Origin of the sequence: Stenotrophomonas maltophilia (genome assembly GCF_900186865.1) — a bacterium.
Classification (GTDB): Bacteria; Pseudomonadota; Gammaproteobacteria; order Xanthomonadales; family Xanthomonadaceae; genus Stenotrophomonas; species Stenotrophomonas maltophilia.
The window spans coordinates 2,788,632-2,809,115 of the sequence record NZ_LT906480.1; the positions used below are offsets into that span (position 1 = coordinate 2,788,632).

Genomic DNA, 20,484 nt, shown 5'->3' on the forward strand with positions numbered 1-20,484 from the left:
CCTACCAGGTGCGGGGCAATGGCGGCGGCAGGACGGCGCCGCCCCGCATCACCGGCTCATCGAGTACGGCGCCTGCGCGCCCTGCCCCGGCCAGTCCTTGTTCGGCTCGGCCTGCATGCTGAAGCGCAGCTCGCCACCGGCCAGGATCTCGTCGTGGCGCAGGAAGGTGCGCTGCAGCGGCTTGCCGTTGAGGCTCACGCTGCCCACATAGGTGTGCCTGTCATCCAGGCCATCGGCCACGATGGTGAACGTCTTGCCGTTGGGCAGGCGCATCGCGGTCTTCGGCAGGAACGGGCGACCGAGGATGTACTCGCCCGAGCCCGGTGCCACCGGGTAGAAGCCCAGCGCGGTGAACACATACCACGCCGACATCTGGCCGACGTCATCGTTGCCGGCCAGGCCATCCGGACGGTCGGCGTACTGGGTGTCCATGATCTGCTTCAGGCGCGCCTGGGTGCGCCACGGCTGGCCAGCGTACGAGTACAGGTAGGCCACATGGTGGCTGGGTTCGTTGCCATGTGCGTACCAGCCGATCAGCCCGGTGATGTCTTCCATGTGCTCGAAGATGGACGGATCCACCTTGGCGTTGAACACCTCGTCCAGGCGCGCGAGCAGCTTGTCGCTGCCACCGTGCGCTGCCGCCAGCCCGGCCACGTCCTGCGGCACATACCAGGAATACTGCCAGGCGTTGCCCTCGGTGTAGTCGGTTCCGTAGCCGCTGGCGCTGGGGTCGAACGGGGTGCGGAAACTGCCGTCGCGCTTGCGTGCGCGCATGAAGCCGGTGTCCTTGTCGAACGCATTGCGCCAGTTGGCCGCGCGCTTGTCGAAGGTCGCCGCGATATCGCCCTTGCCCATCGCCTGCGCCATGCGTGCGATGGTCCAGTCATCGAAGGCGTATTCCAGCGTCTTGCTGGCCGCTTCACCTTCCTCGTCGATCGGTACGTAGCCCAGCTCGCGGTACTGTGCGATACCGTCATAGGGGCCGTAATTGGCGGTCTCGACCATCGCCTTCAATGCCTTGTCGGCGTCGAAGCCACGAATACCCTTCACGTAGGCGTCGGCGATCACCGGCACGGCGTGATAGCCGATCATGCACCAGTCTTCCAGGCCATGGAACGACCACACCGGCAGCATGCCGTAGGGGCTGTGCTCATGGTGGGCCAGCATCGAATTGACGAAGTCGCTGTTGCGCTTCTCCGGCTGCACCAGGGTCAGCAACGGGTGCAACGCACGGTAGGTATCCCACAGCGAGAACGTCGAATAGTTCGTGAAACCATCGGCCTTGTGCACGGCATTGTCCGAACCGCGATACTGGCCATCGGCATCCATGAAAAGCGTCGGCCCCAACAGTGTGTGGTACAGCGCGGTATAGGCGCTGCGGCGAGCGTGCTCGGGTGCATCGATATCAAGCACAGACAGCGCCTGCGTCCATTCCTGTTTCGCCTGCGCACGCACGCGGTCGAAATCGAAGTCGGCCACTTCCGCGTCGAGGTTGGCAATGGCGCCGGCCTCGCTGACCGGCGAGATGGCAACCTTGACCACCAGCGGTGCGTCCAGCTTGCCGAATGCGAAGGTACCGACCAGCTGACGGCCCTCGATCTGTGCGCGCTGGGACGGATCCTTCTCGCCCGGCGGCGGGAAGCCCTTGTAGACGATGTCCTGCTCGGTGTTGTGCAGCTCATGCCCGGCCAGCGGGCGCGAGAAGCGCATCGCGAAATACAGCTGGCGGCCCGGCGCCCAGCCGCGTGTCTCGCGGAAGCCGGTCACCGTGCCGTCGGCACGCACCCGCACCCGCGACCACAGCACTTTGCCCGGGTAGTCGTACATGCTGGTGCGCATGTCCAGCAGCACCTTGGCGTCGGTGCCCTTGGGGAACGCACAGCGATGCACGCCCACGCGGGTACTGGTGGTCAGCTCGGCACGCACCTTGTAATCGTCCAACGTGACCGCGTAGTAGCCCGGCTCCGCTTTCTCGTCATCATGGCGGAAGCGGGAGGCATAGCCGCTGCGCGGCTTCTCGGGATCGCCACGCTCCAGGCCGGGACTGCCGATGAACGGCATCAGCAGGATGTCGCCCAGATCGGAATGGCCAGTGCCGGAAAAATGGGTGTGCGAGAAGCCGACGATGCTGCTGTCGTCGTAGCGGTAGCCGGCCGCCCAACCGTAGGCCTTCTCGCGCGGCTGGATACGCGTATCCGGGCTGAGCTGGACCATGCCGAACGGTACCGTCGCACCCGGATAGGTGTGACCTTCGCCACCGGTGCCGATGAACGGGTCCACCGATGCATAGGCCTTGTCGGCGGCGGTTCTGGCAGGCGCGGCCGAAGCCAGGCCGGAAGCGAGCATCGCCGTGGCGGCGACAGCGATCAGGAGACGACGGTCCAGCGTGGGCATCGGCATTTGGATCGATTCAGGTGATAGCCGGATGCTAGCACCGGGCCTGTCACGCCGCATGCTGCAGTGCGACTGCCCCGCGTGCTGCGCCCGGTTCACTCCTCAATCGGGAAGCGCGCCCTGCAATGACATGAGGTCCGCGCTGTCCAGCGGCCTCGCTACCCGCGCGACCTCGTCTCCATCGTGCAGCAGCACCACCGTCGGCCACAGCTTCACTTTGAACGCTCGGCCCAGGGGCCTGCCCTTGCCATCCTCGATCTTCCAGTGCGGCAGATCGTTCGCTTCGACAAAGGCCTGCAACGCGGGCTGCGCGGCCTGGCAGTGGCCACACCAGGGCGCGCCAAACTCGAGAAGCAGCCAGCCGACCTGCGCCTCCACATCCAAGCGGTCGGGCTCCGCCGACAGGTGATCGCGCATGAATGGCATCCGCGCTACGCCGCCAGCGCCTTCTGGATATCCGCCAACGGCGCGTTGGTCAGGTCCTTGGCGATGTCGCCCAGCAGGCGGGCCTGGGTTTCCTTGTGCAGCAGCGGACGGATGCGTCCCAGCGTGGTCGGATCAGCGATCAACACCAGGTGTGCATAGCGGTTCTTCAACGCATCCTCATTGAGCTGTTCCGCCACCTGCTTGGCGAACGTCGCCTCGTTGAGCTGGGATACCGACATGTCCTTCGGCACTGCACCCGCAGGCCCCTGCCCGGATACACCCTGCTCGCTGATGTCCTGCAGGCGCAGTTCGCCTTCCTGCTTCAAGGCCAGCTGGTGATCGCTGCCGACATTGGTGAATACACGGGCCGAACCGCCATCGGCGACAACCACAAGCGTACCTTCGGGAATGCGACGGGTCATGCGATGCTCCTTCTCTGTTGCGTTCGCCCACAACGTAGAGGGCGGCATGTGAGCAGCACGACCAGATTCCGTTCAACGCACGTCATCATTGCTTTGCAGATGAACAGGCATGATGGAACACAGCGTGCAGACAACTGCGCTTCGCTGCACGCTCACGCGCGTGCCGTTATGATGAACGGATGATCGACACGACCCACTACGTGACGGGCGCACCTGTTACGTGGAAAGCACTGCCGACCGGCGCTCCGCTTGCCACGCATGTTCCTGCTCCGCCCATCCATCGCCTCGCGCTGGATCCTGGCGGATGACGCCCGCAGGCACTTCGCCTGCATCCCCCGCATCGCTGTGATTCCCGGCCGCTGACCGCGCGGCCGTCGTGATCCCGTTGCCGTGCTTCCGCCGAAACGGCGGTGCCACGCCGTGCGCGTGCATCCACGCATGCCGCCGTTTTCTCCATTTCAAACCTCCCAGGGAGCCCCCATGCAGGACACCCCCGATGCACATGCCCATTTCGGCTGGTTCAAACGCCGCCGCCATCTGAAGGTCGATGAGATCACCGTCGTCGATACGCCCATGCTCAAGCGCGCCGTCGGTGCCGCCGCACTCGGCAATGCCATGGAGTGGTTCGACTTCGGTGTCTACGGCTATCTGGCCGTCACCATCGGCCAGGTGTTCTTCCCGTCCAGCAACCCCACCGCACAGGTGATCGCCGCCTTCGCCACCTTTACCGTGGCGTTCCTGGTGCGTCCGCTCGGCGGCCTTGTGTTCGGCCCGCTGGGGGATCGCTACGGCCGCCAGAAAGTGCTGGCGTTCACCATGATCCTGATGGCGCTGGGCACGTTTGCCATCGGCCTGATTCCGTCCTACGAGCGCATCGGCATCTGGGCGCCGGTGCTGTTGCTGCTGGCGCGCGTGGTGCAGGGCTTCTCCACCGGTGGCGAGTACGGCGGTGCGGCCACCTTCATCGCCGAGTATTCCACCGACCGCAACCGTGGGTTGATGGGCAGCTGGCTGGAGTTCGGCACGCTGGGCGGCTACATCGCAGGCGCCGGTACCGTCACTGCGCTGCACATGCTGCTGAGCAGCGAGCAGATGCTGGACTGGGGCTGGCGCATTCCATTCCTGGTGGCCGGCCCGTTGGGCCTGCTCGGCCTGTACATGCGCATGAAGCTGGAGGAAACCCCGGCGTTCCGCGCGTTCGCCGAAGAAGCCGAGAAGCGCGAGCACGACCGGCCGGGGCTGGGCGCACTGTTCCAGGTGCATGGTCGCCAACTGCTGGTGTGCATGGGCCTGGTGCTGGTGTTCAACGTCACCGACTACATGCTGCTGACCTACATGCCCAGCTACCTCAGCGTCACCATGGGCTATGCCGAGAGCAAGGGCCTGCTGCTGATCATCATCGTGATGCTGGTGATGATGCCGCTGAACATCGTCGGCGGGTTGTTCAGTGACAGGCTGGGCCGCCGACCGATGATCATTGGTGCCTGCATCGCGCTGCTGGTGCTGGCGATTCCGTGCCTGCTGCTGGTCGGCAGCGGCAACGACGGGCTGATCTTCCTTGGCCTGATGCTGCTGGGCCTGGCACTGGTGTGCTTCACCAGTTCGATGCCGTCCACGCTGCCGGCGCTGTTCTATACGCCGGTGCGCTACAGCGCGCTGTCGATCGCATTCAACGTGTCGGTGTCGCTGTTCGGTGGCACCACGCCACTGGTGACCGCGTGGCTGGTGGAACGTACCGGCGACCCGCTGGTGCCGGCCTATTACCTGATGGGCGCGGCGGTGATCGGGCTGGTGACCATGCTGTTCGTGAAGGAGACCGCCGGCCTGCCGCTGCGTGGCTCACCGCCGGCAGTGGGCAGCGACAGGGAAGCCGCTGCGTTGTTGAAGAGCGATGTACCGGTAACGGTGGACTCGACCTTGCCACCACTGCCGGAGGCTGCGGAGCCTGAGCAGGTGAAGCCGGCCTGAGGCCGGCCGCAGAACGCGGTCCCCGCTTGGCGTGGACCTACGGGGCCAGTGGCGCCGGGCGAATACGCCCGGCACTCCCTGGCGCTATTTCCTGATGTGAGTCAGCTTCCCCGGCGTCCAACGCAGCGTCCATGTGTAGTTTCCGTCCGGCGGACAGACGTGGCGGTTCGGGCTCTTCCATTCGCAGACCGTCGCGCCGGCACTGACAGTGAAATCGACAACGATGCGATCACCCTGGATGCGGATGGCACGGGTGGCGCCTGGAATCTGTTCAGCCGCGTCGTCAGCATAGCCATACCTGCGGATGGCGGCATAGTCCTCTGCTTCCACCGGCGACAGGCTGTTCGGGTTCTCCCGGCCGCGCGGATCGTTTGCCGTCAGCGCCGTCATCACCGCAACAACGTTGCTTTGGGCGAAGCTGCCGCCGGAATAGTCGGACGTGTAGAAATACACGACCTCGGCACGGCCATCGCCATCGAGATCGGCAACAGCGGTCCAAACCGGGCGGAAGTCGGATTCAATGTCGCCGCCGGGAATCAGCCGCAGGTTGGCTTCGGCGGCGTGGAAGGCCTGCACCAGGCTGGGCGGCGATGGTCGCTTGGCGGCAGGCGACGCGGCCATCGTCGGCATGCAGGACAGCGCCAGCGCGGCAAGCACCAGGCAGATAGAACTGGAGCGGAACGTCGCAGGTCCGTGCATGTCATCCTCCTTGAGTGTGCGGTCAGTCTAACCGCAGCTCCGGTGGCAGTCGTGCACGGCGCGGTTTCGCGCGATGTGTGAAAGGTATCCACGTATGGCGTGGATCTAATCCGAGGTGTTCAACTCCATCGCACGCATCACGATGGGCTTGGCCCAATCCGGCGTATGCAGCAGCTCGGCCACCGAGACCGGGTACTGCAGCTGGCCATGCGCCATCGCCAGCACCGGCAGCGGCTCGACGCAGCCGTCGGCGTCGGCGGGAGCGCTGTTGTCGTAGACATGCAGCTCGGCCAGGTGTGGCAGCAGGTCCAGCAGGTTCTCGCGCGCCGAATCGAAGCGGGCGTGGATCTTCTCCACCGGAATATCGTGGCCACCGGCCGCTACCCGCGCAGCGACGCGGGCGATGTGCAGCTCGACGCTGGCCAGGCCGCAGAACCATACCGCCACATGATGCTGCTCACAGGCCTCGCGCAGCAGGCCTGGAATGGTGTTGCCGCCCAGCGTGGTCTCGAAGGCGAAGTCCGTGCCATCAGCCATGGCCTGGCGCAGGCGGCGGGTGCCTTCCTGCCAGGCCTCCGCATTGGCATCGGGCAGCGGCCAGCCGGCCTCCACCAGGCGCCGGGTGAACGAATCGGGGTTGAACCAGCCCAGCCCTTCGGCTTCCAGCCAGGTACCCAGCAGCGAACTCTTGCCGGCGCCATTGACGCCGGCAAGCACCAGGATCCGCCCCATCGGTCAGAGCGGGCGGCCGAGGGTGACCTTGCGACCGCGGCGGATCGGCTGGCCCAGCACCTTGCCCAGCCCCTCCCCGCGCTGCAGGCTGGCCAGGGTCTGGTCAAACTCACCGCGCAGGCGCAGCAGTTCTTCGCTGCGCTCACCGGCATCGCCGCCAGCGGCCTTGGCCAGCAGTTCCTGGTAGGTGCGGATGTCCACGATCACCGCTTCGGGGTGGTTGTGGTTGGTGATGACCAGCGCCTGCTTCTCGCGCACGGTGCGCATCAGGCTCGGCCAGCCACGGGTCTTCACCGACGACGCGGGGGCCTTTTCGAGGCCAGGCAGATCCAGCGGCAGGGTCATGGCACGGCTCCAGACGGGGACAGTTGAGGCCATTATGCCCAATTTGGCCCAATTGGGGATAAATGGACTTTTACCTGCCGGAACCGCCCGCCGCCGCGCCGGGAGCATCGGTCTGCAGCAGGCTGTCTCGCTCGCGCAGCGGAAAGCGGATCCAGGCGTCCAGGCCCTGCGGGCCAAAGCGCAGCTCGCCGCTGCCGACGAGTTCGTAGGGCACGCGCTGCTCGATCAGCGCCCGGCCAAGGCCACGCTGCCGGGGCTGCTCCCAGTCCTCCACTTCGGCATGGCGCTCGCACCAGTGCAGACCCAGCCATGGCTGGCCGGCCTGAACCTGCAGATCCCAGGTCACCTCGATCCGGCCATCCTCATGGGTCAGTGCGCCATGCCGCAGGGCATTGCTCGCCAGCTCGTGGATCGCCAGGGACAGTACTTCGGCCGCCTTCGGCGGCAGCAGCACATCCTCGCCCTGCAGGCGGTAGGCCGCCGCTGCCGGCGCCTGCGCCGCGATCTCCTCATCGAGCATGCCACGCAGGCAGACCCCGGCATTGGCGCCGCGGGTCAGCAGGCTCTGCGTGCGCGCCAGCGACATCAGTCGCCCGCACAACCGTTCAGCGTATTCATCCACGCTGCTGACCGACTCGCGGGTCCGCCAGGCAATGGCATGGATGGTGGACATGATGTTGCGCACCCGGTGCTGCAGTTCGGCCAGCAATACAGACTGGCGCTCGGTGGCACGCTTGAGATCGTCGATGTCCACGGCGATGGCAAATACGCCGCTGACCTCACCGTCGCCATCGCGCAGGGGCGCGGCCGCGACCCGGGTCCAGCGCGCGCGCCCATCGTCATGCAGATACTGGAACTCCAGCCCCGGCACCACGGTCTCGCCGCGCATCGCACGGGCGATGGCGAAATCCTCCGGCCCGATGGCGCTGCCGTCCGCATGCCAGCCACGCCAGCGATGCAGGTTCACCTCATCCGTGGAGGGAACCTTGCCGCTGGGCAGGTAGGCACGCATCTGGTCGTTGGACAGCTGCAGGCGCCCTTCGGTGTCGACAATGCAGACGCCCACCGGCAGCACCTTGAAGGCCAATGCCAGGCGCCGGTCCGCCTCCCGCCGCTTCTGCTCTTCGCGCTCGCGTGCCGATTGGGCCACATGCGCCGCTGTGGTCTCGAACATGGTCACGAGCACGCCGTTGATGCGCCCTTCCTCGCCACGGATCGGGCTGTAGGTAATGGTGAACCAGACATCCTCCAACCGCCCGCGGCGCGCCAGGGGATAGAGTTTGTCCTCGTAGGTGATGGTTTCGCCCTGCCAGACGCGCTGGTAGATGGGCCCATTGATATGCCAGACCTCGGGCCAGCACTCGCGGGTCGGCTGGCCGAGCCCGCCGGGATGCTTGTCGGCCAGAATCTCGGCATAGCCATCGTTGTAGAGCTGCACCACCTGCTCACCCCACAGCACGATCATCGGGAAACCATGGGCCAGCATCAGGTCGACGGTGGCGCGCAGGTGGGGCGGCCACTGCTCGCAGGCACCCAACGGCGTGGATGACCAGTCGTGGCGGGCGATGCGCGCGGCCATGCCATCGTGGCGCACATGCAGCTGCGGTGCAGGTGGCATCTGGCCACGCAGCTTGGCGGCGTGGATGTCTTCAGGACGGCGCGACATGCCGCGCAATCAGGCAATGCCCGCAGAGACCTGCGGCGCCGCCACCAGCGCGGCCAGCTGCTGCACCAGCGCTTCGATGTGATAAGGCTTGGTACAGCGCGGCGCGCTGGCAAAGCGGCTGGGCAGGTTGTCGTCGTAACCGGAGGTCAGCAGGAAGGGGATACCCGTCTCGGCCAGCCGATCGGCCAGCGGATAGACCTGCTCACCGCCCAGGTTGATGTCCAGCAATGCCACATCGATGGGATGGGTATCGACCAGCCGCCCCAGCGCCTGCAGGTCACCGGCAGGCCCCACCACCTGTGCGCCTTTCAGCTCCAGATAGTCGACCAGAAACATCGCGATGGCGAATTCATCCTCCGCCACCAGTACACGCAGCCCTTTCAGGCCCTCTGGTTTGTTGCCCGCTTCCAGCACGACCGGCGCTCCTCGATACACGCGGCCCAGCTCTGCCGCAACAGCCCAAGGATGCGCGAAACGGGCTACAAGAGCGCGTGATGATGAATGAAGATCGCGGCCACGGCGCGTTCACCGTGCAGCGCAGCGGCGCGTTCAGAAGGCCCGTTCCCATTTCAGGCTGAGCAGGCTGCGGTCGTGGCTGTACAGCCAGCCGACGTTGCTGTCGATGCGCGCGTAGCGCAGGCTCAGGCTGGGCACCAGCCCGGCCACCGCCAGGTGCTCGCTGCGCACGACAGCAATCAGGTTCTGTTCGCTGTCCTCACGCCGCGCCTCCAGCAGCGGGCTCCACGCCTCGTAGTCGCGCTCGCGCAACGACACGAACACGGTGGCGGTGGTGCCCGTCCACTGGCGCGCCGCCCCCAGGCGCAGTCCACGCTGGCGGTAACCGTTGGCCGGATTGGCGGCGCGGCTGTCACTCAGGTCCAGCCCGGCAAAGAGGGTCCAGCGCGTGTTGAGCGCACGGAACCAGGTGGCATACACCGCGGCCAGCTCACCGTCGTAATTGCTGGCCAGGCCGCGCTGGCGATAGCGCTGGCGCTTCCAGTCGGCCTCCAGCCTGAGCAGGCTGCGCGCGTCCAATGCATATTGCCATTCGCCATGCAGCCCGCTGCCGCCCTGCAGGGCCCGGTTGCCCAGGCCCTGGTAGTCATAGCTCGGCGCGATCTGCAGGGTATGCCGTGCGCTGCGCCAGCTATAGCCCGCCTGCACGCTCGCATTGAGCTCGTTGTAGGCGCTGTGCCCGCGCCATGCCTGGCCGAACGCAAGCGCGCGCACATAGACGCCGTGATGACCGGCCAATGCCCAGCGACGCTCCAGGTTGCCGTCGTAGTCCAGGCCCATGGCGCGCTGGGCATCGGGAAGATTGCGCTGGATGATGCAGGTGTCGCCCACCCCGAACAGGCAGGTGCGGCTGGCCGAGCTGCGGTTGATGTTATCGCTCCATGCCGGGCCGGCTGCCAGCGCTCCTTTCCAACGCCTGCGCGCCTGCAGTGCGGCCAGGTAGGCGTCCACCCGTCCGCGTACACCGGCGGTGGCGGGGTCGTCAGCATTGATGTCACCGGCGATGGCCGTGAACAACGCCTCCGCATCGCGGTCGCGCTGGTCCTCGGCATGGACACGTGCAAGCTCAAGGCGGGCCGGCAGGAAATCCGGCTGCGCCGCCAGCAGTGCTTCGTACTCGTTGGCCGCGCGGTGGTGATTGCCGGCCACCCGCGCCAGGCCGCCCTGCGCGTAGTGGCGCAGCAACGGGTCGTGGCCGGGCAGTTCGATGTATTCGTCCAGGAAGCGCTGCGCTGCGCCCCATTGCTGATGCTGCAGCGACAGGTACAGCGCCTGGCCCAGATCGTCGACCGTGCGCTCCACGCGCAGGGTCTGGCCGTCGATGGTGATGGTCGGTCGCGCCGACTCGGCCTGCTGCAGGCGCTGCTGGTCCTGCTGCTGGTGGCGCAGTTCGCTGCCCTGCTCCAGCACGCGACGAAGATCATCCTGCTGGGCGCGCACATCGGCAGCCGCCAGCAACAGGATCATAAGGAAGATGGGATGGCGCATGGTCGATCCGTGGTGATGCATGCAGCGGGCCGAAGCAGGGACTGGCGGATCGCGGCTTGTCCCTGCCCTGCCCCGTCAGGGGCGTGGCAATCAGTTCTTGCTGCCGCCGAAGGCGGTGTCGTACTGGCTGTTGCCGGCGAAGGTGGCGATGCCGGCCAGGGTGGCGGCGTTGGCGCCGAAGAACTGGCCCTGGGTGGTGCCGTTGACGCTGCCATTGACGTTGGCCGAACCGGCGAACGATGCATCGGCACTGTTGATGTTGGCAACGATGGCCAGGGTCAGGCCATTGCCGGACAGCGCACCATCCAGGGTGCCGGCGCCGAAGTCGGCGTCGAAGGTGCCGCTCAGAAGGTTGCTGCCGTTGAACTTGTTCAGGCCGGCCACGGTGTAGGACGCCACGCCGGCGGGCAGCGTGGTGCCGGCACGGTCACCAACGAAGTAGACCTGGCGGTTGTTGAAGCCACCGGCGGCGCCATCCTTGGACCATTCGCCGAACCAGACATCACCACTGCCGACCTTGACGAAGTTGAAGTGGCCCATGCCGGCGTGGCTGCCCGGTGCGCCGGTGATCGGCATGGCCAGGGTACGTACCGTCACGCCATTGACGGTGGTGGGTGCCGAGTAGGCGCTCAGGCCCTGGAAGTCCACCGGCTTGGCCTGGGACACGGTACCGACACCGATGCCGGCCTTGCCAGCGCGGTGCGGGCCGCCATTGACCTGCGATTCACCAACCGCCACGTACAGCTCGGCATCGGTCCTGGCACTGGCGGCACCGACGATATCGGCAGCATGCGCGGCACCGACCAGAGCCAGCGAGGCGGCAACGGCGAGCACCGAACGGGAGATCATTTTCATGGTATTGCTCCTTGGTTGAGGGAACTACGGGTACAACGCTTGAAGATGGGAGATCAGAAGCGCGCGGTGACGCCGAGCTTCAGGGTGCGACCCGGGGCTGGCAGCGTGGACCGCGTGGCTGGATCGACGTAGTAGCGGTTGCCGAGGTTGCTGCCGACCAGTTCGACGCTGGCATGCTCGTTGAAGCGCCAGCGCGCATAGGCATCGACGGTGGTGATGTTTCCCCAGGTGAACGGCACGTTCTGCCAGAGCAGGCCGCTGCCGCCGCTCAGCAGGCGATCACGGTAGGCCTGCAGGTCAGGGTTCTCGTGCCGCCGGTAGTGCACGATGCGGCTGCCCAGCTCCAGGCGCTCATCGAACAGGCGCGTGCCCAGCGACCCGTTGATCGACAGCCTGGGAATGGCCTGGGTCAGCAGGTAGCCACCGACGAAACCATCCTGCACGCAGTTCGGAACCAGGCCGCGGTTCGCGTCCAGGAGCACCGCCGTGCTCTCGTCACACACCTCGTTTTCCAGCGTGCGGGTGATGCCCAGATCGGTGAAGAAGCGCCGGTTGTCGAAGCGGGCCTGCAGTTCGATACCACGGATGGTCTGCTTGTCGACGTTGTCGAACAGGAAGTTGCCATCGCGTTCGATCACGTCACGGGTCTTGTGCACGTAGTACGCCAGCTTGACGTCGGCATCGGCGGTGTTGCCGAACAGGGCCGACAGGTTGTGCACGTAGCCCACCTCGTAGTTGTAGGCGTGCTCGGGCTTGAGCGCATGCAGCGGATTGAGGCTGCCGGAGAAGGCGATGGTGCTTTCGAACATGCTCGGGAAGCGCACCGCTTCGCTGTAACGCACGTAGGCACGGGCGGCCGGGGACAGGTGTGCAGTGGCCGAGAAGGTCGGCAGCCAGGCATGGTCGCGGCGGCGGCTGTTGCGTCCATCGACCGGCTGCGACTGTACGCTGTTGCCGATGTTGCAGACCTGGTCGCTGCCGGCGAACACCGGCTTCACGCCGGGAATGGCCGCCACTTCGCCATTGAGGCAGGGATTGCCGGCGCGGGTGTAGTTGCCATCGGCATCGGGCAGCCAGGGCCGCGTGTACCGGACCGGACGCGGCGTCTCGTACGGTGCCAGCAACGCACGGATGCTGTCGTCGATGAACCAGCCCATGCCGCGCTTTTCCCATACGGCGCGGCGTGCTTCCAGCGCGTCGATGCGGGCCTGCAGATTGGCGGGACGGGGCGGCAATTCGTTCACGGTGTACTGCGCTTCCTTGCCACCTACGCCCTTGGTCAGCAGCTCGGGGTGCGCCTCGAGGAAATCGTCGAAGGCCCAGTAGCGGCTGTAGCGCACGCCTGCATTGAGGGTGAGGAAGTCGAGCGGCCGCCACTCCAGGGTCAGGTAGCCTTCACCCTCCTGGCGGCGCCCGGCACGCGGGAACATGCGCCAGCCATCGGTGGTGCCGAAGTACGGATCGCGGGACCCCAGCTTCTCGTACTGCCAGTTGCCGCCCACAGTCAGGTCCAGGGTCGAATGCAGCGCGAAGCGGTTGCTCAGGATCAGGCCGGTGCGGTCATTGCGCGCGTTGGCCAGCGCGGTATTGCGCAGGATCGGGCTGGCGTCCGGATTCCATGCCGGATTACCCACTGCGAAGTTCGGGAAGCCGCCAGCGCTGTAGGTATCGCTTTCCGTTTCCGTGCGCCACAGGTTGGCGTACAGGTCCAGCCAACGACTGCCGGCGGGCTGGAAACGGTATTCCAGGTTCCACGCATCCGAATCGACCCGGCTGAGCGGCCACTGGATGCGGCCGTAGTCGGGGGCCGACAGGATGCGAGACGGCATGATCTCGCCGTAGTGCGACAGCGTGCGCCGCCAGGTCGCCTTCAACTGCTGGTCATCGTTGATCTGCCAGCTGCCTTTGACCAGCCAGGACTCCTGTTCGCTGGAGGTATTGGGCACTTCATCGCCGGGCTTGAAGTAGCGCGCCAGCGTGGTGATGTAGTCGATGCCCTGGTACTCGAACTGCTCGCGCTGGTCCTGTTCGTAGTAGGCGCTGCCCTGGGTCCCGGAGAAGTAGTTGCCGCGCTTGCGCCAGGCGTAGGCGGCCATCAGGTCGACGTTGTCGCCACGCACGCCCAGCGCCAGGCGCCAGGCCTGGTCCTCGCCATCGAAGGGATTGTTGCCACTGCGCGATTTCACCGGCACCACCAGGGTGCGGTCGTCGTAGGGTGAGTTCGGCGAGCCCTGCGGGAAGCCCGGCACGGTGCGGTAATCCTCGCCGGTGTGCAGCCGCGGCAGGCGCGGCGCCACCGCATTGCTGCTGCCTTCGATCTTCAGCTCCCCGCCGAAGCGCTCGCCGGCAGCGACGATGTCATCGACGTCGATGGTCTTGATCACCAGCGCGCCACCGATCCCGCTGTGCACATCGCGCACCAGCCCTGGCCCCTTGATGACCTGGATGCCACCAATCAGGTTGGGATCGATGTAGTTGCGGTTGCTGACGCCGTTGTAGCCACGCCAGACAGTGAGCGCCTGTTCGCCGCCGTCGATGCTGACCGGCACCCGCCCGGGCCCCTGGATGCCACGGATGTTGACGTCCAGCGCGCCGCTGTTGCGCGCATCGCCACTGAACACGCCGACCAGATCCTTGACCACGTCGGCCGGATTGGAGCCTCGGTAACGCTCCACCCGGTCGCGCCCCGAATACGCCGTGGTCATGTCCAGCGCGAACACATCGTCGTAGCCACGCCGATCGCGGGCCTCACCCCCTTCCGACTGAAGGCGACCGGCCACGTCCAGTGTTTCGGTCACCCGCACCCCTTCCCCTTCACCCGCCTCCGCTGCGGCCCGCAGGCTCCAGGTTCCGTCCATGCCGCGCTGCGCGCGTACGCCGCTGCCGCGCAACAGCTGTTGCAGCGCCTGCATCTGGCTGTACTCACCCTTCACTGCGCTGGAGCGGCGGCCGTCCACCAGGTCGCTGCGGAACACCACCTGCACATCGGCCTGGCGGCCAAAAGCGCGTACGGCATCAGCCAGCGGCTGCTCCGGAATGGTGTACTGGCGCACCGGCGCGACGATCGCCGGCTGCGCCTGCACGGCCGGCACCCAGGCCAGCGGCAGCAATGCGGTGGAAACAGCCAGGGCCAGAGCGGTGGCGCGACGATGACAGGCGGACGCCGTGGACGGCATGGACAGGAACTCCTCAAGCGGGGCGGGACCACGGGCACGTCCGGTGCCGGTGGCATGTCTGGCTTGAGGAGAAACGGTGTTTCGCTCTGGCTATACCTCTATAGACAGCGGGGCACTGCAGTTGCCCACGGTTCTTTCATGTTTTTTTCATGCGACCCGTTCATCCGGGTGCTGGGCGGGCCTCACCACAGCACCAGCGCGCCGCCGGGCAAGCGCTGCACGCGCAGTCCCGCCTGTGCGGCCACCGCGTAAATGGCGGTCTCCGGCTGTTGCAGGTGGAACAGGCCACTGACCCGTACGCTTGCGCCCTGCCCGCCCAGTACCCAGACCGGAGCACGCCGGTAGCGCGCCAGATTGGCGATGGCCTGCGCGGCGGGCTGATCGTCGATCACTACCTCGCCACGCCGCCATGGCGCCATGGCATCCGGATCGGCCTGCCGCAGCGGCTGCAGCCAGCGACCGTCACGGAACACCCGTGCCTGCCCCGCATGCAGGCGCTGTACGCTGCCATCGCCCGGACGCACGTCGACCACACCCTCGCTGACCTGGGTGGTGACCGTGGTATCCAGCATCGACACACTGAAGGCGGTACCGATTTCACGGACCAGGCCGCCCGCCGCCTCGACCTGGAACGGTCGCGCCTCATGGGCCACCTGGAACCAGGCCTGGCCGCGCAGCAGGCGCAGGTGCCGCTGCTGGCCATCGAACGCAACCGCCAATGCGGTGCCCGCATCGAGTACGGCGGTGCTGCCGTCCTCCAGCTGCACCACGCGCGGTGCATCGCTGCTGCGCAGGTCACCGCGTGCCAGCAACAGCGCGTGTGGCGCAGCGGCAACCATCAGCACCACTGCGGCTGCACTGGCCAGCAGCCACGGCAGGCGCCGACGCGGTGCGATCGGGCGCAACCCTTGGCGATCAGCCGTCAACCCGGGCAGCGCGGCCAGCACGTCGGGCCCGGCGGCATCCAACCCTTGCCAGAAGGCCTGCTGCTGGCGCCAGGCCAGCGCATGGCGCGGATCGGCCTGCAGCCAGCGCTGCAGGGTTCGTTGCTGGCGTTCCGGCAGCGGGCCTGCACTGCACTGGATCACCCAGCGCAACGCCTGCCTGGCCTGACGCGGCGAGGGTTCGGACGTGGTCATGGTTGTGGCCTGCCGCACCGCGAGCGGGTGCGCCTTCCTCTTGTGACAACGGCGGGCGCGATCTGCCCACGGCAATCGCCGCTCATCAATGCATTCCCTGCTGGTGCTGCTGGATCAACAGTGCCGCGCGCAGCACGTGCTTGCCGACCAGGCTCTTGGAAATACCCAGCCGGGTGGCGATCTCGCGCTCGCTCAGGCCCAGGTAGCGGTTGAGCACGAAGCACTCACGCACCTGCGCCGGCAGCGCGAGGATGGTCCTGGTGATCTCGCGCAGTTGTGCCTGGTCCAGCGCATGCGCCTCGCCGTCGTGGCCCGCCTCGGCCATGTCGAGGGCGTACTCGGCCATCGCCCGCCGCTCGCGGGCGTCGGACTGGCTGCGGTTGAGCGCGTGATGGTAGGCCATCCGGTACAGATAGCCGCGCGGCTCCAGGATGGGCGGATCGCCGGGCACGCTGCTGGCCTTCAGGTACAGGTTCTGCAGGGTGTCCTCGGTACTGGCCGGGTCGAGATAGCGCGCGATGAAGCGAGACAACGCACGGCGCTCGCGGATCAGCAGCTCGACCAGCGCCAGGGCATTGGGAGACATAGGTGCCAAGGCCGGACCGGGGAATGATGGGCGTGATGGCGACGGTCCGGACGTGGATTGTGGGCTGCACGGCCGCAGGCGGCAAGCCGCGGCCGAGAGCTTCATCCACGCATGGCGTGGATCTACCAAGGCGCAGGTCCAGTAGATCCACGCCATGCGTGGATGGAAGAGTTAGGGTTCCTCCAGCGCCTCGAAGCGTTCGGCGAGGTAATCGATCAGTGCACGCACCGCCGGCAACAGGCCGCGTCGCGACGGGAACACCGCGTGCACGATGCCGTGCTTGGGCACCCACTCCGGCAGCACCGGCACCAGCGCGCCACTGGCCAGTTCGTCACTGATCATCATCCGCGGCAGCATCAGCAACCCCACCCCGGCCACCGCAGCGGTGCGCAACGCGATCATGTCATCGCTGACCAGCCGCGGGCGATGATGCACGCTGGCCAGCACGTCGCCCGGCCCGGTGTATTCCCATACATGCTGCTGGCTGGGCGATGCCAGATCGACGGTCGGCATCATCGCCAGGTCGGCCGGCACCTGCGGCGTGCCCAGCCGCTGCAGCAGCGCCGGACTGGCACTGGTACACCAGACCCGACGCGCCAGCACGCGTACCACCAGGTCGCTGTCCTCCAGTGGCGGCGGCCGCACGCGGATCGCCACGTCCACACCCTCGCCCACCACGTCGACGCGCCGGTTGGTGGCGTCCAGCTGCACCGTCACCTGCGGGTGCTGGGCCAGGAAGTCGGCCAGCATCGGGCCGATGCGCGCATGCAGGATCGCGATCGGGCACGCCAGGCGGATCGTGCCGCGCGGCTCGGCGCGCGACATCGCAATCGCTTCTTCGGCCGCTTCGGCTTCGACCAGCATCGCCTTGCAGTGGCGGTAGTAGTCCTGGCCGACCTCGGTGACCGAGAAACGCCGGGTCGAGCGCTGGATCAGGCGCACGCCCAACCGTTCCTCCAGCAGCGCGATGCGCCGGCTCAGTTTCGACTTCGGCATGGCCAGCGCCCGGCCGGCCTGCGAGAAGCCGCCGTGCTCGACCACCATGGCGAAGTAGAACAGGTCGTTGAGGTCGCAACGGCGGATATCAGCGATGAACATGGGGCGATCTCCTGTGGCGCAAGGCGCGCACCCATTGTTCACCAGATAGGACTATGACGGCAAATATTGGCGTCTACCGGCCCAATTGTCGCGGCGATATCGTCTCCTGCAACGAAGAACAGCGGCCGGCAGCCCCGGCCAGGAGATGGCCATGAAGCGTGTCACCGGTACTTATAGCGCCCCGCGCCCGCACTGGGTGGGCGACGGATTCCCCGCCCGCTCGATGTTTTCCTACAACACCCACGGCCAGCACCTGAGCCCGTTCCTGCTGCTGGACTACGCCGGCCCTTATACCTTCGCCCCCAGCGATACCCCGCGCGGGGTCGGCCAGCATCCGCATCGCGGTTTCGAGACCGTCACCATCGTCTATGAGGGCGAGGTCGCCCACCGCGATTCAACCGGCGCCGGCGGCACCATCGGCCCGGGTGACGTGCAGTGGATGACCGCGGCCTCCGGCATCCTCCACGAGGAGTTCCACACACCGGAGTTCAGCAAGCGGGGCGGCACGCTGGACATGGTCCAGCTGTGGGTGAACCTGCCCGCGCAGGACAAGATGGGTGCACCGGGCTACCAGACCCTGCTCGACGCACAGATCCCCTCGGTTGAACTGCCTGAAGGCGCCGGCCGCGTGCGTATCATCGCCGGTCGCTTCGACGGTCATGCCGGCCCGGCCCGCACCCACACGCCGATGAATGTCTGGGACATCCGCCTGCGGCAGGGCCACCACGCCGAACTGCCGGTGGCCGATGGCCGCACGCTGGCGCTGGTGGTGCTGAAGGGCACGGTGCGGATCAACGGCGGCCAGCCGGTCGGCGAGGCACAGCTGGTCACCTTCGACCGCAGCGGCGAGGACGTGTTCGTCGACGCCGACAGCGACGCCACCGTGCTGCTGCTCAGCGGTGAACCGATCGACGAGCCGGTGGTGGGCTATGGCCCGTTCGTGATGAACAGCCAGGCCGAGATCGCGCAGGCGGTCAACGACTTCAACAGCGGCCGCTTCGGCCAGATCGCGCACTGATCGTTTCAATGCGGCGGGCATTGGCCCGCCGCACCTTCCGGGCCATCGCCCACCTTCTCCAGGAGACTGACCATGAGTACCCCCGCCAACTTCAACGGTGCCCGCCCGGTGATCGATCCGGACAACGCCGCGATGCTGCTGATCGACCATCAGAGCGGCCTGTTCCAGACCATCGGTGACATGCCGTTCACCAGCGTGCGCGCCCACGCCACCGCGCTGGCGAAGATGGCCACGCTGGCAAAGATGCCAGTGATCACCACCGCCTCTGTTCCGCAGGGCCCGAACGGCCCGCTGATCCCGGAGATCCACGACGCGGCCCCGCATGCCCAGTACGTGGCACGCAAGGGTGAGATCAACGCCTGGGACAACCCGGAATTCGTTGCCGCGGTGAAGGCCACCGGCCGCAAGCAGCTGATCATTGCCGGCACCATCACCAGCGTGTGCATGGCCTTCCCGTCGATCGCCGCCGTTGCCGATGGCTACCAGGTGTTCGCAGTCATCGACGCGTCCGGCACCTACTCGAAGATGGCCGAGGAGATCACCCTGGCCCGCGTGGTGCAGGCAGGCGTGGTGCCGATGGACACCGCCGCGGTGGCCTCGGAGATCCAGCGCACCTGGAACCGCGACGATGCCCAGCAGTGGGCCGAGGTCTACACGAAGATCTTCCCGAACTACCAGCTGCTGATCGAAAGCTACCTGAAGGCGCAGGACGTGCAGAAGAACCACGAACAGCTGGATTCGCAGCGCAGCTGAGTGGCCTTCGTGCCGGCCAGTCGCCGGCTCCCCCCCTGAACAGGAGACCCACCATGTCCAGTGAACCGATCCGCGACCCGGTCAGCGATCATCTGCTGACCCCGCAGAATTCCGCCTTCATCATCATCGACTACCAGCCGGTGCAGGTGAACTCCATCGCCTCGATGGACCGCCAGTTGCTGGTCAACAACATCGTCGGCACCGCCAAAGCCGCCGTCGCCTATGGTTTGCCGATCGTGCATTCGACGGTGAACGTCAAGACCGGCCTGAACAAGCCGCCGATTCCGCAGCTGCGCAAGGTGCTGGGTGACTACCCCACCTACGACCGCACCACCATCAACTCCTGGGAGGACGTCGAGTTCCGCAAGGCGGTGGAAGCCACCGGCCGCCGCAAGCTGATCATGACCGCGCTGTGGACCGAGGCGTGCCTGACTTTCCCGGCCCTGGATGCGTTGAAGGAAGGCTATGAGGTGTATGTGGTGGTCGACGCCGTCGGCGGCACCTCGCTGGCCGCGCACGATGCGGCGCTGCGCCGCATCGAACAGGCCGGTGGCCAGCTGATCAGCGTGCCACAGCTGTTCTGCGAGCTGCAGCGCGACTGGGCCCGTTCGGAAACGGTGCCGGCCTTCATGAACCTCTTCATTGAAACCGGGGGTACGGCAGGCATCCAGTTCTCGTACGATCGTACCGAGTGATTGGATGGCGGCGCCGGTCCTGGCCGGCGCCGCCTTTTGGAGCAGTCGAGCATGGCTCGACGCCACAGATAGATGGAGAACGTGATGGCCTACGCACGCATTGTTTCAACCGCCGACAACTACCTGCACCACATCAGCAATGGCACATTCGCTGTGGATGCGGACGAGCCCGCCTCACTGGGCGGCCAGGGCAAGGGCTTCGCACCGTTCGACCTGTACCTGGCCTCGCTGGCGGCGTGCACCGCCATCACCCTGCGCATGTACGCGCAGCGCAAGGGCTGGAAACTGGGCGAGTTCCATGCCGAGCTGCGTTCGGAACGTGACGCGGATGGTCGCTTCCATGTGCACCGCGTGCTGCATGCCAGCGCCGAGCTGAGCGATGCGCAGTGGCAGCGGTTGCTGGAGGTGGTGGAAAAGACCCCGGTGACCCTGGTGATGCGCGAGGGTGCGCGCATCACCAGTGAGCGTGGGGCTGCAGCGTAACCCCATCCACGCATGGCGTGGATCT

Annotated in this window: 19 protein-coding genes; 5 read left to right on the plus strand and 14 right to left on the minus strand. The window is 66.6% G+C overall.

The annotated features are described in order from the left end of the window. Positions 1-48: 48 nt before the first annotated feature. The 3 genes from CKW06_RS13385 to CKW06_RS13395 form a co-directional block, all read right to left on the minus strand. Entirely contained in the window at positions 49-2,400 is a 2,352-nt protein-coding gene (locus CKW06_RS13385) for a GH92 family glycosyl hydrolase (protein ID WP_024956519.1), read from the minus strand. A gap of 96 nt (positions 2,401-2,496) precedes the next feature. Further along, positions 2,497-2,820, minus strand: a complete 324-nt coding sequence (locus CKW06_RS13390) for a thioredoxin family protein (RefSeq protein WP_024956518.1) — start codon at positions 2,818-2,820, stop codon at positions 2,497-2,499. A gap of 5 nt (positions 2,821-2,825) precedes the next feature. Continuing rightward, the gene (locus CKW06_RS13395) at positions 2,826-3,242 is read right to left on the minus strand and encodes a host attachment family protein (RefSeq protein WP_005409854.1); all 417 of its coding nucleotides are present in this window, start codon (positions 3,240-3,242) and stop codon (positions 2,826-2,828) included. Positions 3,243-3,722: 480 nt separating this feature from the next. Here CKW06_RS13395 and proP point away from each other — a divergent pair, with 480 nt between their 5' ends. Continuing rightward, entirely contained in the window at positions 3,723-5,210 is a 1,488-nt protein-coding gene (gene proP, locus CKW06_RS13400) for a glycine betaine/L-proline transporter ProP (protein WP_024956517.1), read from the plus strand. 84 nt (positions 5,211-5,294) lie between these two features. Here the strand turns inward: proP and CKW06_RS13405 are convergent, their stop codons facing one another. From CKW06_RS13405 to CKW06_RS13455, 11 genes are all read right to left on the minus strand, one after another. Then, entirely contained in the window at positions 5,295-5,909 is a 615-nt protein-coding gene (locus CKW06_RS13405) for a hypothetical protein (RefSeq protein ID WP_024956516.1), read from the minus strand. A gap of 105 nt (positions 5,910-6,014) precedes the next feature. Then, positions 6,015-6,641 carry an ATPase gene (locus tag CKW06_RS13410; protein ID WP_024956515.1) on the minus strand — a complete coding sequence of 209 codons (627 nt, stop codon included), beginning with the start codon at positions 6,639-6,641 and terminating at the stop codon, positions 6,015-6,017. Between the two features lie 3 nt (positions 6,642-6,644). Next, complete coding sequence (locus tag CKW06_RS13415) at positions 6,645-6,986, minus strand: type II toxin-antitoxin system prevent-host-death family antitoxin (RefSeq protein ID WP_005413623.1); 342 nt, start codon at positions 6,984-6,986, stop codon at positions 6,645-6,647. A 70-nt stretch (positions 6,987-7,056) separates the two neighbouring features. Then, positions 7,057-8,652, minus strand: coding sequence for a sensor histidine kinase (locus CKW06_RS13420; RefSeq protein WP_024956514.1), 1,596 nt, complete (start codon positions 8,650-8,652; stop codon positions 7,057-7,059). A gap of 9 nt (positions 8,653-8,661) precedes the next feature. Beyond that, positions 8,662-9,066, minus strand: a complete 405-nt coding sequence (locus tag CKW06_RS13425) for a response regulator (protein WP_024956513.1) — start codon at positions 9,064-9,066, stop codon at positions 8,662-8,664. A gap of 135 nt (positions 9,067-9,201) precedes the next feature. Beyond that, positions 9,202-10,656 carry a surface lipoprotein assembly modifier gene (locus CKW06_RS13430; RefSeq protein ID WP_024956512.1) on the minus strand — a complete coding sequence of 485 codons (1,455 nt, stop codon included), beginning with the start codon at positions 10,654-10,656 and terminating at the stop codon, positions 9,202-9,204. A gap of 90 nt (positions 10,657-10,746) precedes the next feature. Next, positions 10,747-11,511 (minus strand): Slam-dependent surface lipoprotein, encoded by a 765-nt coding sequence (locus CKW06_RS13435; RefSeq protein WP_024956511.1) that lies wholly within the window; start codon positions 11,509-11,511, stop codon positions 10,747-10,749. Between the two features lie 53 nt (positions 11,512-11,564). Next, a complete protein-coding gene (locus CKW06_RS13440; protein ID WP_024956510.1) occupies positions 11,565-14,687 on the minus strand; it encodes a TonB-dependent receptor in 3,123 nt (1,040 codons plus the stop codon). Between the two features lie 182 nt (positions 14,688-14,869). Then, positions 14,870-15,826 (minus strand): FecR family protein, encoded by a 957-nt coding sequence (locus CKW06_RS13445; RefSeq protein WP_024956509.1) that lies wholly within the window; start codon positions 15,824-15,826, stop codon positions 14,870-14,872. Between the two features lie 85 nt (positions 15,827-15,911). Beyond that, complete coding sequence (locus tag CKW06_RS13450; protein ID WP_024956508.1) at positions 15,912-16,412, minus strand: RNA polymerase sigma factor; 501 nt, start codon at positions 16,410-16,412, stop codon at positions 15,912-15,914. Between the two features lie 171 nt (positions 16,413-16,583). Beyond that, positions 16,584-17,510: a LysR family transcriptional regulator gene (locus CKW06_RS13455; protein WP_024956507.1), complete on the minus strand. Its 927-nt coding sequence runs from the start codon at positions 17,508-17,510 to the stop codon at positions 16,584-16,586. A 151-nt stretch (positions 17,511-17,661) separates the two neighbouring features. On the opposite strand from CKW06_RS13455, the gene CKW06_RS13460 reads away from it, so the two are divergent. From CKW06_RS13460 to CKW06_RS13475, 4 genes are all read left to right on the plus strand, one after another. Then, the gene (locus CKW06_RS13460; RefSeq protein WP_024956506.1) at positions 17,662-18,528 is read left to right on the plus strand and encodes a pirin family protein; all 867 of its coding nucleotides are present in this window, start codon (positions 17,662-17,664) and stop codon (positions 18,526-18,528) included. Between the two features lie 72 nt (positions 18,529-18,600). Next, on the plus strand, positions 18,601-19,281 hold the full coding sequence (locus CKW06_RS13465; protein WP_005409868.1) for a hydrolase: 681 nt from the start codon (positions 18,601-18,603) through the stop codon (positions 19,279-19,281). 53 nt (positions 19,282-19,334) lie between these two features. Beyond that, entirely contained in the window at positions 19,335-19,976 is a 642-nt protein-coding gene (locus tag CKW06_RS13470) for a hydrolase (RefSeq protein WP_024956505.1), read from the plus strand. Positions 19,977-20,060: 84 nt separating this feature from the next. Then, complete coding sequence (locus CKW06_RS13475; protein WP_024956504.1) at positions 20,061-20,459, plus strand: OsmC family protein; 399 nt, start codon at positions 20,061-20,063, stop codon at positions 20,457-20,459. Positions 20,460-20,484: the final 25 nt, after the last annotated feature.

Coding starts and splice junctions, on each gene's coding strand:
- proP (WP_024956517.1), top strand. CDS start 3,723: ATGCAGGACACCCCCGATGCACATGCCCATTTCGGCTGGTTCAAACGC.
- CKW06_RS13450 (WP_024956508.1), bottom strand. CDS start 16,412: ATGTCTCCCAATGCCCTGGCGCTGGTCGAGCTGCTGATCCGCGAGCGC.
- CKW06_RS13395 (WP_005409854.1), bottom strand. CDS start 3,242: ATGACCCGTCGCATTCCCGAAGGTACGCTTGTGGTTGTCGCCGATGGC.
- CKW06_RS13415 (WP_005413623.1), bottom strand. CDS start 6,986: ATGACCCTGCCGCTGGATCTGCCTGGCCTCGAAAAGGCCCCCGCGTCG.
- CKW06_RS13435 (WP_024956511.1), bottom strand. CDS start 11,511: ATGAAAATGATCTCCCGTTCGGTGCTCGCCGTTGCCGCCTCGCTGGCT.
- CKW06_RS13460 (WP_024956506.1), top strand. CDS start 17,662: ATGAAGCGTGTCACCGGTACTTATAGCGCCCCGCGCCCGCACTGGGTG.
- CKW06_RS13445 (WP_024956509.1), bottom strand. CDS start 15,826: ATGACCACGTCCGAACCCTCGCCGCGTCAGGCCAGGCAGGCGTTGCGC.
- CKW06_RS13465 (WP_005409868.1), top strand. CDS start 18,601: ATGAGTACCCCCGCCAACTTCAACGGTGCCCGCCCGGTGATCGATCCG.
- CKW06_RS13385 (WP_024956519.1), bottom strand. CDS start 2,400: ATGCCGATGCCCACGCTGGACCGTCGTCTCCTGATCGCTGTCGCCGCC.
- CKW06_RS13405 (WP_024956516.1), bottom strand. CDS start 5,909: ATGCACGGACCTGCGACGTTCCGCTCCAGTTCTATCTGCCTGGTGCTT.
- CKW06_RS13470 (WP_024956505.1), top strand. CDS start 19,335: ATGTCCAGTGAACCGATCCGCGACCCGGTCAGCGATCATCTGCTGACC.
- CKW06_RS13440 (WP_024956510.1), bottom strand. CDS start 14,687: ATGCCGTCCACGGCGTCCGCCTGTCATCGTCGCGCCACCGCTCTGGCC.
- CKW06_RS13420 (WP_024956514.1), bottom strand. CDS start 8,652: ATGTCGCGCCGTCCTGAAGACATCCACGCCGCCAAGCTGCGTGGCCAG.
- CKW06_RS13410 (WP_024956515.1), bottom strand. CDS start 6,641: ATGGGGCGGATCCTGGTGCTTGCCGGCGTCAATGGCGCCGGCAAGAGT.
- CKW06_RS13475 (WP_024956504.1), top strand. CDS start 20,061: ATGGCCTACGCACGCATTGTTTCAACCGCCGACAACTACCTGCACCAC.
- CKW06_RS13430 (WP_024956512.1), bottom strand. CDS start 10,656: ATGCGCCATCCCATCTTCCTTATGATCCTGTTGCTGGCGGCTGCCGAT.
- CKW06_RS13390 (WP_024956518.1), bottom strand. CDS start 2,820: ATGCCATTCATGCGCGATCACCTGTCGGCGGAGCCCGACCGCTTGGAT.
- CKW06_RS13455 (WP_024956507.1), bottom strand. CDS start 17,510: ATGTTCATCGCTGATATCCGCCGTTGCGACCTCAACGACCTGTTCTAC.